Here is a 12,198-nt window from a genome sequence, read left to right as displayed (position 1 = left end):
ATGAAAGTGCTTTTTTCCAACCCGCCATGGTGGGAAGGCCAAGAAATACAATTCGCGAAGAAAATCATTCCGGTTCGTCGCTGGAGGCAAGGGGTGCGGGCTGGGAGCCGGTGGCCGTTTACTGCGGTCTCACGGTCTAGGCCTGGTAAATATTCTTTCGGAGACTATGTCCCATATCCGTTTTTTATGGGTTATGCAGCGACATATGTGGCGAAGATGGCAAAGGTTGAAGTAGCCCTGAGGGATAGTATCGCCATAAAGGAGTCCTACGAGGATTACTATAATTTTGTGACAGCGGGGCGATTTGATTTCATTTTTATTGAGTCGGCAACCCCAAGTTTTGAGCATGATGCGGCCGTGATTCGAAAAATTCGAAAAATTAGCCCCATGTCAAAAATAGTTCTTGCCGGGCCTATTGCCGCCCTTGGTGAGAAGTTGCTTGCCGAACACGATATCCATGCGGTTATTAAGGGTGAGTATGAAAAGGGATCGGTCAAAGTGTTAAACGGTGTTAACGGCGTTTTGGACTACGATCTTCTCACTGAGGAGGAGATGAACGCGGCTCCTTTTCCCTATTATGACAATACCATTGCCCACCAGTATTATGACTCGAATCCCACTGGCCATCTGTTCCCCCACGCGCAGGTATGGGCTAGCAGAGGGTGCCCTTTTAAATGCATTTTTTGTGTTTGGCCAGCGACGATGACGGGGGATGACCCTGATGGGAAGGGTGTTCGGCGGGTTCGATACTATACGCCGGAATATATGGAGCGGTTTCTCGGTCATCTGGTAAAGACCTATGGCTATCGATCTATATATTTCGATGACGATACATTTAATCTCGGAGATCGCCATACGAGAGAAATGTGTGACGTGATGAAGAAGATTGGATTGCCCTGGTCCGCGATGTGCCGGGCCGATACCATCCGTCAGGAAACGTGGCCGGTTATGAAGGAGTCTGGATGTTTCGGGGTCAAGCTTGGGTTTGAGAGTGGCAATCAGTACGTGGTTGATAAAATTGTGAATAAACACTTGGACCTGGCCGAGGCTCAGGCAACGACACGGTATATTCAATCTCTTGGGATGACCGTGCACGGGACATTTACAGTAGGGCTTCCCGGAGAAACCACGAAGCAGATGCAAGACACGCTCACGTTTATTGATGAAACCAAGTTTGATACCACTCAAGTATCCGGTACTGCCGAAATCGAAGGCACACCGCTCTCGAACTTACGGAAGGAAGGGGCGCTGAAGTCTTTTGAGGGTGCCAAGATGGATGACAACTATGATCGCCATGTCGATGGGGGAAAGAAATGGCAAATGCTTGTGCAGAAATTGCGAGACAACTGAATGGCTGAGGCGTTGCTCGGACGGCTAGTGTCAAGTACGGTATGGGACGCCTTCGAACGGCTCTCGCGTGGATTGAACGTTCTGGTTGGCTTGCTCTTTATTCGCTACGTTGGCCCGACTGATTTCGGCTCCTATTCATATCTTGCTTCGATGTACGCCATTCTTGCCGTGCTAACGAATGCCGGCATGGATGCGATTTTAGTGCGGGATCGGGCCCGTGCGAATATTCAGAATGACGAGTTGTTCCGTGCTGGACTTGCACTCAAAGTCGGAGCGTTTGTCATCGTGTGGGGGCTCGGTATTGCGGCAACGTGGGTGATGCGTCCGGCTCTTCTCGGTCTTGCGGTGCTCATCGGTCCAATGATGCTAAGCAGTGTATGGCCGTATCTGCACGGAGTATTTCGTGCGGTCTTAAATATGCGAGGGATTAGTCTCGCTTTATCTATCAATACGGCTACGTTTGCAGGGATCCAGTTGGTGGCGATGAGCGCAGGTGCATCGCTGCGTATGCTGGTACTGCTTTTGGCGCTGAAAGAAGTTCTGGCGACCGCGATCTTGCTGCTGGCAGTTCACAGAAAAGGAGTCGCTCCTATTGGAAGTTTTGCGTGGCGAGATGTTCAATACTTGCTCCAGGAATCCTGGCCCATCTTGATCTCCGGTGCACTGTGCATCGTCTATACGAGAGTCGACCAGATGTTGCTTATGCATTGGACCACTTCAGAGGCTGTTGGGACTTATGCCGCCGCTGTTCGGTTTATCGAATATTGGAATATTATTCCTAGCATCGTCTTGGGGTCGCTGCTATCAGGGCTTTCTCGATTAGTGGGTGAGAAGGAGCGATTCGAGCGAGCTGCCCGCATTGTTTTTCGGCTTCTGACTGTTGTGATCGTTCCGATTTGTGTGGTGACGGCGTGGTATTCGGACGCAATTGTATTGGTCTTATTCGGAGAGCGATTTCAAGCTAGTGGACAGGTGTTGGCGCTGTTGACGTGGTCGTCATTGTTCATTTTTTGGGGAACAGTGAATAACACCTTGCTCATTGTCCTCGGGCGTCAACGCCTAGACATCATCTTTACGTCGGCCTCGTTTGTCGTGAGCATCGGATTAAATGTTCTCTTGATTCCTATTTTCCACGAGCGCGGTGCGGCAGTCGCTGCAGTTGCGTGTTGCGCGACCGGCTCCCTGATCGGATTTTTCGTGAGGCAGACGAGGCGGTGGAGCTTTGAGATGTATCGTTCGCTTCTTCTTCCTGCTGCGTTGTCCGGTTGCATTATTCTCCTCGTATCCATGATGCCAGTTCTCTGGTATGGGCAAGTCGGGGTGTTTGTCGTGCTGTATGGAATGTTCTACATGGCGTGTGGAATTCGGTGGAAGTTGGAAGAATGGGATGTTCTCGCTCGGGCTCTCAGCAGCCGAGGTGTGCTAAATGCTTACTGAGCGGGTTACCCTATATATCCCTGTATATAATGCCGCGCGGTATCTGCACGAGGTACTGCCAGCTGTCATGGCACAAACGTATCCTCTCGCTGAGGTTCTTGTGGTCGACGATGGGTCGGTAGATGACTCGGCTCATATTGTTGAGCAGGCGACGGCGACGGCGCGCTATCCAATGCGGCTTATTCGGCACGATCGGAATCGGGGGTTGGGTGCTGCCAGAAACACAGCAATTGAGCACACTACAACGCCGATTATTGCGGCAATCGATTCGGATGTGGTGCTTGAGCCTGATTGGCTGGCGACTCTTCTGCCACTGCTCCGCGAGCCTGGTATAGCCGGCGCCGGAGGACGCCTGATTGAGCGGTATGTGATAGGGCCTGGTGATGTATGGCGGGACACGTTCATGCGCCAGTCGCATGGCGATGTAGCTCGTGAGGTGGGAGGGCTGTTCGGATCGAATACGGTATTCTGGACGGATATGCTGCGAAGTGTTGAAGGGTATGATCCTCGCTGTCGTACAAATGGCGAGGATGCCATCATGGCAGAACGGCTCAAGGCGATCGGCCTGCGTTTTCGGTATACGCCAGACGCACGCTGTTGGCATCTTCGTCAAGATACCGTCCCTAGCATAATGAATACATTTTGGCGATGGCTCTACTTTTCAAAACAGGACGAAAAGCTGGTTGTTTCGAAAGTATTGCGTTCATCCGTTCAAAATTTTCGTGATCTCTTCTGGACCATGTCGCGGTCAATTCGTGCAGGGAAACTATCCTGTGTATGGATTGCGCTTCTGCTCCCATTCTATCGATCCTGTAAGGATTGGCAATGCTATGTCGTGGCGCGTAAGAAAGGTGGATCCGTATGATTCTGAGTGATGTGAAGCGGCTGGTCTATGACTACACCCGCGTACGGACAATTAGCGCACGGGGACCAGGATATTCGGCGTTATCGCATTATCGGTTTTTCAGGCACATCATGGCCTCACTGGCTTCTGCCGTGGGAAAGCAGCCTCGTCGATGCTTAATTGTGGGCGTCTACTTTGGGCGAGATATCATGATGATGGCAGATGTGTTGGCCAGGGAGTTTCCCGCCTTGGCCACAACGGTCCATATCGTGGGTGTTGATAAGTTTGAAGATGCTCCGTGCGATGACTGGCCGGAAGAAGCGCGGAGGTTGAGTTGGGCTGAGGCAGGGTTTGGCGCCGCACCGTCATTGGAACAGACACAGCGTATTATTCAGCCGCATTTCGACTATCCTCAGGTTGAGCTCATCAGGAGCCGTGCGGAAGACTACCTTGAGTCAGCCCCATCGGCTGAATTTGATTGGATCTATATTGATACGGCGCACGACTATGAATCTACCTGTCGTATTATGCGGCTTGCAATGCCTGCGCTGAAAAAAAACGGAATCTTATCCGGAGATGACTATTCCAATGCCGGGACTTGGGGCGTGCAACGGGCTGTCCAAGAGGTTTGTCCGGACCATTTCGTTTGGGATAACTGGATTTGGTATAGTCGCGTCCCACAATGCCCATGAAGATACTTGTCACTGGAGGAGCTGGATTTGTTGGGGCATCGCTTTCGCTCCATATGAAGCGGGATTGGCCCAGTGCGACAGTCATCGCCTTTGACAATCTTCGTCGGCGCGGTAGCGAGCTCAATCTTGAGCGGTTGCGGCTTGCGGGGGTGAAATTTGTTCACGGTGACGTCCGGCATGCCGCGGATTTATCTGCCATTGGGCCGATAGATCTCCTGCTTGAATGCTCGGCGGAGCCTTCTGTGCTGGGGGGGCTTTCCGGGGATGCCCGGTACGTTATTGATACTAATCTGATTGGTACTGTGAATTGCCTTGAGTATGCGCGGACTCACGGAGCGTTGGTGATGTTTTTCTCGACGAGTCGAGTGTTTCCAATTGGTCGGTTGACCATGCTCCCAGTGACTGAGATAGGGGAGCGGCTGACATTGTTAGAGGGCTATCACGCGGCAGGCGTTTCATCCGCAGGCATTAGCGAGGAGTTTCCTCTGGGTGGTTCCCGCTCTTTATATGGTGCAACCAAGCTCGCATCCGAACTTCTGATCGAGGAGTACGGTGTAATGTTTGGGCTTCGCACAATTGTGAATCGGTGTGGGTTGCTTACCGGTCCCTGGCAGATGGGCAAGGTTGATCAAGGTGTTGTGGCACTGTGGGTGGCCTGTCATTATTTTGGGAAGCCGCTCAAATATATTGGTTTTGGCGGGGCCGGCAAGCAGGTTCGAGATTTCCTCCATGTGGATGACCTGTACCGGCTTGTGCGGGTTCAGATTCAATCTTCAGCTCAGCACGTTGGACATGTGTATAACGTGGGGGGAGGAAGTTTAAATAGTTTTTCTTTGGCCGAGCTCACAGATGTGTGCCGTAGCGTCGTCGGGAAAAGGGTCGAAATCGACTCGGTCGTTGAGGACCGGGTGTTGGACATCCCCTGGTTTATTACGGACAGCCGGAAGGTTCAGGCGGCGGCAGGATGGTCGCCAGAGATCGGTCTTCATGAAACTGTTCGTGGAATCACCAATTGGATTCAAGAAAATGAGAAGGTGCTTTCGCCGGTGTTTCTCTAGGCCCAAGGAGTAGATTTATGGCGGTTGCCATTGTGACGGGTTCAGCTGGTCTTGTTGGTTCAGAAACCGCTCGTTTTCTGGCGCGGCAAGGGTTTGAGGTTGTCGGGATTGATAACGATATGAGGAAAGTCCTGTTTGGAGAGGACGCGTCTACTCAGTGGAATCGTGAGCGGCTCTGCGCAGAGCTGCCGCTCTATAAACATCATGATATTGACGTGCGAGATGCTGCTGCGATCGGGAAGCTCTTTGGGGTTTATGGTTCTGCCATACAGTTCGTGCTCCATGCGGCGGCCCAGCCATCCCACGACTGGGCGGCGAGAGATCCTCAAGCTGATTTCGGGATTAACGCGAATGGGACGCTCAATCTACTTGAGGCGGCGCGACGGCATTGCCCTGACGCGACGTTTATTTTTACCTCCACTAATAAAGTGTATGGAGATACCCCGAATTATTTGCCGTTACGGGAGTTGTCTACACGGTGGGAAATCGCTTCTGGGCATCAGTTTGAGCCAGGCATCGATGAATCTATGTCCATAGATAATTCAACGCATAGCCTTTTTGGAGTTTCAAAGGCCGCTGCGGACTTAATGGTGCAGGAGTATGGACGGTACTTTGGAATGAAGACCGCTTGCTTCAGAGGGGGATGCCTTACAGGGCCCAATCATAGCGGCACCCAACTGCATGGATTTCTCGCCTACTTGATGAAGTGTGCTCACGAGGGAAGACCCTATACGGTGTTTGGTTATAAAGGTAAGCAAGTAAGAGACAATATTCATTCCGCTGATCTCGTGGATATGTTTTGGCAGTTCCATCTCGGGGGGCGGACGTCAGAAGTCTACAACGCTGGAGGTGGGCGGTTCTCAAATTGCTCGATGCTTGAGGCGATTGATATGTGTGAGCACATTGTCGGACGTCCGCTTCAGTATAATATTTCCACTGAAAACCGTATTGGCGATCATATTTGGTGGGTTTCTAATACTGAGAAGTTCGCGAAACATTTCCCAAGTTGGAAACAGCGGTATGATATTCGTACAACGCTGGTCGAAATTTATGATGGGTTGCGCGAGCGTCGTGTCGGGTGAATGCTCGAACCAACAGGAGTCGCGATCAGAGCGCAGGTAGGTGAGACGTATCCGTATTGGCCAATTCTTCAGTATGATTTCTTGTGCTTGTCTCCATTGATACCAAAAACTTAGCGCTCTACACTGGCGGAATAGCAGGCTTCATTAAGCCCTTGCTTCTCTCCTGGATCACCGCTTGTCCCAATATTGATTTCCTTCTCGTCGGTCCGGCTTGGGAGTCCCGTACGCTGACGGATTTTCCGAACTGCGAACACCATGTCGTGGATTGGCCTGAGGCGTTGCCACGGCAATTGCGGCATCCTTTTTACGATAATGTGCTGTTCCCCCGCGCGATTCGCCGTGTTCAACCGGATTTCATCTTCTCGCCCTATCACGATGTGCGGCTGCCCCAGGGGATTCCCTCGGCCATGATGATTCACGATACCTGTCTCTCGGACATGGGCTACCTGTACCCTTGGCAAGTGCGGGCTTATTTTCAAGCCATGTTGAACGTCAATCTTGGTCGTGCCAGGCATGTGTTGACCGTATCCGAAGCGAGTCGCGCCTGCATTCTTGCGCGCTTTCCATTCCCTCCCGAGCGCGTCAAAGTTGTTCCGAATACCTTGGAACCGGAATTCCTGGATTCGCCGGACGATCCCGTCCGCATCGCAGCGATCCGTGCGGGATGGGATTCGGGGGTGCACTTGCTTTACCCAAGCGGTGCAGAGTATCGCAAAAATGTGCCGCGCCTCATGAAAGCGCTGGAGATTTTGGTCGCACGAGGTCTGGAGCCCAGCCTCTGTGTGACGGGGGTGCGCGATGCCGGCTGGGAACGGGTTCTGACGAGCTGTTCGCAGTCGCTTCAAGCTCGTTTGCATTTTCTTGGGCGATTGAGCTTGAAAGACTTGCGTACGCACTATCTTTCCACGGATGCGGTGGTCTACCCCTCTCTCTGTGAAGGGTTCGGGCGTGTCTGTCTGGAAGCGATGGAGTTGGGAGTGCCGATTGCTTGTTCGGACCTTCCGGTGTTGCGGGAGGTTGCGGGGGATTACCCGGTCTATTTTAGTCCGCTCGACATCAATCAGATGGCGGACTGTATTGTGGCTAGTGCGGCACAAGGCCGCCGGGAACCACACCATGAGTCCCGCTTCCACCGCAAGGCCGTGACGGCCTTGTTTCTAAAAACTATGGACGGGATTTTATCTGCTGAATGTGAGCATGCCTGAGCCGGTTCCGGTCAGTGTTGTGGTCCCCTGCTGGCGATGCGGTGCCACGATTACGAGAGCCGTGGAGTCCATTGCCACTCAGACGCGATGGCCGCGCGAGGTGATTCTGGTCGATGATGCGAGTGGGGATGATACCGTCAGGGTGTTGCAAGCCCTCGTGAAGCAGTACCCCCGGGGCTGGATCAAGGTCATTGCGCAACCTGAAAATGGCGGACCTGGCGTGGCGCGCAATGCGGGATGGGATGCGGCTACGTCGCGCTATATCGCCTTTCTCGATGCGGACGATGCCTGGCATCCGAGAAAGCTCGAGATGCAGGTCGCCTGGATGGAGTCTCATCCAGAAGCGGTCCTTACCGGCACGCAAACTACTGTCAGAGATACCGCGGACAAACTTCCGGCATTGCCGGAATCCTTCGAGGTGCAAGAAATTACCTTTCGGCGCTTGCTGTTTGTCAGCCTGTTGCCGACGCGCTCGGTGATGATTCACAGGGGCGTGCCGAATCGGTTTGTTCCGGGGAAACGGTACAGCGAGGATTACTTGCTCTGGCTGTCTATCCTTGCAGAGGGATCTCGGGCATTTCTCCTCGGCCTCCCTCTGGCGTATTCATTTAAAGCTGATTTCGGTGCGGCCGGGCTCAGCTCCCATCTCTGGCGGATGCATTGCGAGGTGCTCGATACCTACCGCCGGTTGCATCGAGCCGGTTATCTCAGCGGGTCTCTTCGCGTGGTGCTCACTTTCTATGCTCTGCTGAAGTTCTGTCGCCGAGTGGTTTTGAGTCGCTCCTCCCTTCATTCGTTCTGCTGAATATAGGCTAGTTGCTGTCTATGTGCGGGATTGCCGGTGTATTGAATTCTCGGGCGGCCGACCCTGCGCCCCTCGTCTCCGAGATGATCGAGACGATGCGGTATCGTGGTCCGGATGACTCGGGCACTTGGGTTGAGGCCGCCGCCGGGTTGGGTCTTGGTCATGCCCGTCTGTCGATTCTCGATCTGTCCCCAGAGGGGCACCAGCCCATGGTGTCGGCCAGCGGGCGCTATGTGATGACGTTCAATGGCGAGGTCTACAACTTCGCTGAGGTCCGGCGTGCGTTGGAGGAGCAGGGCGCCCGTTTTCGCGGACATTCCGATACGGAAGTCATGCTGGCGGCTATCGAGCGCTGGGGACTGCAAGAAGCGGTGGCCCGATTCGTCGGCATGTTTGCCTTTGGATTGTGGGATCGTGAAACCCGGCAACTGAGTCTGGTTCGTGATCGGTTGGGCATCAAGCCGCTCTATTTCGGATGGGCGGGACGGACATTTGTCTTTGCGTCGGAGTTAAAAGGGATTCGGTGCGTCAAGGAGTTTGATCCTCAGTTGCATCGCGGGGCGCTGACGCTGTTTTTACGCCTGGCGTATGTGCCTGCCCCCTTTTCGATATTCCAGCATGCCTACAAGCTGATGCCCGGTTGTATTCTCACGGTGACGCCGGAGTTGGCGCGCACGAGGGAGGGGTTTTCTCCTTCGCCGGATGACGAGCAGGCCACCTGGAAGCCGGTGCGCTATTGGTCCGCACGGGAGGTGGCGGAACGCGGAGTGGCCTCGCCGTATCAGGGTACGGAGGCGGAGGCGGAAGAGCAGCTTGATGTACTGCTCCGCCAGGCAATCCGGCTGCGGATGATTGCGGACGTTTCGCTCGGCGCGTTCTTGTCGGGCGGGATTGATTCCTCCGTGGTCGTGGGATTGATGCAGGCCCAGAGTCCGGTGCCGGTGAAAACCTTCTCGATCGGTTTCCATGAAGCCGCCTATAATGAGGCGGGCTACGCCAAGGATGTTGCGGCGCATCTCGGGACCGATCACACTGAGTTCTATGTGGCTTCGGAAGAGGCTCGCGCAGTTATTCCTAAGCTGGCGGCGATGTATGATGAGCCGTTCGGCGATTCTTCTCAGATTCCCACCTTTTTGGTTTCGGAGTTGGCCCGGAAACATGTCACTGTAGCCCTTTCTGGCGATGGCGGAGATGAATTGTTCGGCGGCTACAATCGCTACTTTTGGAGCCGCCGATTGTGGCGCCGGCTCGCTCCGATTCCTCAGCCCGCGCGGGCCGGTCTCGGTGCACTGATTCAGGCTGTGTCTCCCGACCGATGGGAGGCTCTGTATCGCGGGTTCTCCTCTGTGCTGCCGTCCGTTCAGCGGCCCGGTGAGCAGATGCATAAGCTAGCGGGTCTGCTGGCGGCGAAAGATCCAGACGCGATGTATCTGCGCATGGTGTCGCTCTGGCAGCAGCCGATGGAAGCCGCTATCGGGGCGGTTGAACCGCGGACGACGCTGACCGACCGGTCCTCCTGGGCCAAGCTTCCCGAGTTTACGATGCGCATGATGTATCTGGATCTGGTGACGTATTTGCCTGACGATATTCTGACGAAGGTGGACCGGGCCAGTATGGCAGTCAGTCTTGAAGCGCGCGTGCCGCTCCTTGACCATCGCGTGGTGGAGTTTGCCTGGACCCTGCCGCTCTCGATGAAAATCAAGACCGCAGGCGAAGGGAAATGGCTGTTGCGCCGGGTGCTCGATCGCTATGTGCCACGGGAATTGATTGATCGGCCCAAGATGGGATTCGGGGTCCCGCTGGACTCCTGGCTTCGCGGTCCGCTGCGAGACTGGGCTGAGTCGTTGTTGGATGCGCAGCGGTTGAAGCGGGAGGGATATTTTCATCCCGGTCCCATTCGGCAGCGATGGGCTGAGCATTTGTCAGGCAAGCGGAATTGGCAATATGCACTGTGGAATGTGCTGATGTTCCAGGCTTGGAATGAGCGTTAGGGATATGCGGCCACGCCTGCTATTTCTGATTACGGAAGACTGGACGTTTTGGGAGATTCGCCGCGATCTCGCTCGTCTGGCGCGCGAAGCCGGGTATGACGTGACGGTTGCCACGCGCGTGACCGCCCATGCCGAGCGTATCCGGCAGGAAGGCTTCGAACTCATTCCGATCATGATGCTGCGGGAGGGGCGCAATCCGTTCAGGGAATTGAGAACGCTGTTTGAGCTCGTGCGGATCTATCGCCGAGTCCGCCCGCAGATCGTCCAGCATGTGGCCATGAAGCCGGTGCTCTACGGATCGTTGGCTGCCTGGGTGGCTCGCATCCCAGTGGTGATCAATGTTTTTGGCGGGTTGGGCTATGCATTTACCGACCGGCCGCAAGATACGTCCGTTCTCCGTTCCATCCTTCAACGGGGGCTCAGATGGGCTATTGCACTCAGCCGATCCGTCGTGGTGGTGCAAAACCAAGATGATCGGGATGTCCTGATACAGGAGCATATCGTCGATCCGTCGAGAATTCGTCTGATTGCAGGGTCGGGGGTCGATCTCCATCGATTTGTTCCAGTCGAGCCGCCCTCCGGCGATCCCATTGTGATGCTAGTAGGGCGCATGTTGTGGGATAAGGGAGTCGGAGAGTTTGTCGAGGCGGTGGCTCAGCTGAAGAAACAAGGGGTCTGCGCCCGCTTTGTATTGGTCGGGCGATGCGATCAGGGGAATCCGACTGCGATTCCTGAAGCGCAGCTTCAGCGGTGGATACGGGAGTATGGTGTTGAATGGTGGGGACATCGCGAGGATCTTCCAACGGTTTTTGGCCAGGCGACGCTGGTCGTCTTGCCGTCGTATCGGGAAGGACTCCCGAAGGTTTTGTTGGAAGCCGCCGCCTGCGGGAAAGCCGTCATTGCCACGGATGTGCCTGGTTGCCGGTCGGTCGTCCACCATCAGCAAACCGGATTGCTGGTTCCGGTGCATGATGCGGCCGCTTTGGCCGAAGCGATTGCGGGGCTTGTCGGGAATGCGGAGCAGCGGATGATATTGGGAGAGGCGGCCCGGCAATTTGTGATGCGTGAACACTCGTCGAAAAAAATCAGCGCAGCGTTCCTGTCGTTGTATCGTGAGTTGCTCGGGCCATCCGCGCCCGCTCCGGCAATGATTCAAGACGCTTGGCCATGAAACGACTGGGTGATCGTGCGTTGGCTCTGGTGGCGGCGCTGATCTGCGCGCTGCCGATCGGGGTGATCGCCCTGGCGGTGAAGCTGACCTCGCCGGGTCCGGTCTTGTATTGGAGTGACCGGGTGGGCCGACGGAATGGCGTGTTTCACATGCCGAAGTTTCGGAGTATGCGGGTTGGAGCTCCTGCGGTCGCGACGCATCTCCTGACGGATCCCGCGCAGTATCTCACGCCGATTGGGTCGTGGCTGCGTAAGACGAGCTTGGATGAATTGCCGCAACTCTGGAGCATTATCAGGGGAGACATGAGTTTTGTCGGGCCTCGTCCTGCCTTATTCAATCAGGATGATCTCATTGCCTTGCGGACCGAGCACGGCGTGCACGAGCTGATGCCGGGGTTAACCGGTTGGGCGCAGGTGAACGGACGTGATGAGCTGCCGATCCCTGAGAAAGTGAAGCTGGATGCGGAGTATTTGCGTCGACGGTCGTTTTGGTTCGATCTGCGAATCCTGTGGCTAACGCTCGTCAAGGTGCTTCGCCGTGATGGGGTGGCGCATTGAGCAGGA

11 protein-coding genes are annotated in these 12,198 nt (G+C 54.9%); all 11 read left to right on the top strand.

Annotation, left to right across the window (positions count from 1 at the left end):
- The 11 genes from NITLEN_RS12180 to NITLEN_RS12130 all read left to right on the top strand — a co-directional run bounded on the left by NITLEN_RS12180 (position 1) and on the right by NITLEN_RS12130 (position 12,192).
- The gene (locus NITLEN_RS12180; protein WP_121989894.1) at positions 1-1,350 is read left to right on the top strand and encodes a B12-binding domain-containing radical SAM protein; all 1,350 of its coding nucleotides are present in this window, start codon (positions 1-3) and stop codon (positions 1,348-1,350) included.
- Positions 1,351-2,787, top strand: a complete 1,437-nt coding sequence (locus tag NITLEN_RS12175; RefSeq protein ID WP_121989893.1) for an oligosaccharide flippase family protein — start codon at positions 1,351-1,353, stop codon at positions 2,785-2,787.
- Entirely contained in the window at positions 2,777-3,652 is an 876-nt protein-coding gene (locus tag NITLEN_RS12170) for a glycosyltransferase family 2 protein (protein WP_121989892.1), read from the top strand. Before NITLEN_RS12175 ends, NITLEN_RS12170 begins: the two co-directional genes overlap by 11 nt.
- Positions 3,649-4,323, top strand: a complete 675-nt coding sequence (locus tag NITLEN_RS12165; RefSeq protein ID WP_121989891.1) for a class I SAM-dependent methyltransferase — start codon at positions 3,649-3,651, stop codon at positions 4,321-4,323. The genes NITLEN_RS12170 and NITLEN_RS12165 overlap by 4 nt, the downstream gene beginning before the upstream one ends.
- A complete protein-coding gene (locus tag NITLEN_RS12160) occupies positions 4,314-5,381 on the top strand; it encodes an NAD-dependent epimerase/dehydratase family protein (protein WP_181416837.1) in 1,068 nt (355 codons plus the stop codon). Before NITLEN_RS12165 ends, NITLEN_RS12160 begins: the two co-directional genes overlap by 10 nt.
- Before the next feature lie 17 nt (positions 5,382-5,398).
- Positions 5,399-6,463, top strand: coding sequence for an NAD-dependent epimerase/dehydratase family protein (locus NITLEN_RS12155; protein ID WP_121989890.1), 1,065 nt, complete (start codon positions 5,399-5,401; stop codon positions 6,461-6,463).
- 83 nt (positions 6,464-6,546) lie between these two features.
- Positions 6,547-7,668, top strand: a complete 1,122-nt coding sequence (locus tag NITLEN_RS12150; RefSeq protein WP_121989889.1) for a glycosyltransferase family 4 protein — start codon at positions 6,547-6,549, stop codon at positions 7,666-7,668.
- Positions 7,661-8,473, top strand: coding sequence for a glycosyltransferase family 2 protein (locus NITLEN_RS12145; protein WP_121989888.1), 813 nt, complete (start codon positions 7,661-7,663; stop codon positions 8,471-8,473). Before NITLEN_RS12150 ends, NITLEN_RS12145 begins: the two co-directional genes overlap by 8 nt.
- A gap of 20 nt (positions 8,474-8,493) precedes the next feature.
- The gene (asnB, locus tag NITLEN_RS12140) at positions 8,494-10,464 is read left to right on the top strand and encodes an asparagine synthase (glutamine-hydrolyzing) (RefSeq protein ID WP_121989887.1); all 1,971 of its coding nucleotides are present in this window, start codon (positions 8,494-8,496) and stop codon (positions 10,462-10,464) included.
- A gap of 4 nt (positions 10,465-10,468) precedes the next feature.
- The gene (locus NITLEN_RS12135) at positions 10,469-11,635 is read left to right on the top strand and encodes a glycosyltransferase family 4 protein (protein ID WP_121989886.1); all 1,167 of its coding nucleotides are present in this window, start codon (positions 10,469-10,471) and stop codon (positions 11,633-11,635) included.
- A complete protein-coding gene (locus NITLEN_RS12130) occupies positions 11,632-12,192 on the top strand; it encodes a sugar transferase (RefSeq protein ID WP_121989885.1) in 561 nt (186 codons plus the stop codon). The genes NITLEN_RS12135 and NITLEN_RS12130 overlap by 4 nt, the downstream gene beginning before the upstream one ends.
- Positions 12,193-12,198 lie beyond the last annotated feature (6 nt).

Source organism: Nitrospira lenta, from assembly GCF_900403705.1.
Lineage (GTDB): Bacteria > Nitrospirota > Nitrospiria > Nitrospirales > Nitrospiraceae > Nitrospira_D > Nitrospira_D lenta.
This window is presented reverse-complemented; position numbering and strand designations above follow the sequence as displayed.